General features: G+C 51.1%; 2 tRNA genes. Both read right to left on the bottom strand.

Going from position 1 to position 227, the window contains the following annotated elements:
* Nucleotide 1 precedes the first annotated feature (1 nt).
* Nucleotides 2–78 (bottom strand) — tRNA-Arg (locus WES_RS05225).
* 63 nt (nucleotides 79–141) lie between these two features.
* A tRNA-Arg gene (locus tag WES_RS05220) sits at nucleotides 142–218 on the bottom strand.
* Between the last annotated feature and the right edge of the window lie 9 nt (nucleotides 219–227).

Genomic DNA, 227 nt, shown 5'->3' on the forward strand with positions numbered 1-227 from the left:
ATGGTGCATCCGGGAGGATTCGAACCTCCGACCGCTCGGTTCGTAGCCGAGTACTCTATCCAGCTGAGCTACGGATGCATCGGGAAAATTTATTTTACTGCTGATATTGATACCGCTGCTAAAGCCATATCAAATAAGAAATGGTGCATCCGGGAGGATTCGAACCTCCGACCGCTCGGTTCGTAGCCGAGTACTCTATCCAGCTGAGCTACGGATGCATCGGGAAA

The organism is Escherichia sp. KTE31 (assembly GCF_000407925.1).
GTDB classification, from domain to species: domain Bacteria; phylum Pseudomonadota; class Gammaproteobacteria; order Enterobacterales; family Enterobacteriaceae; genus Escherichia; species Escherichia ruysiae.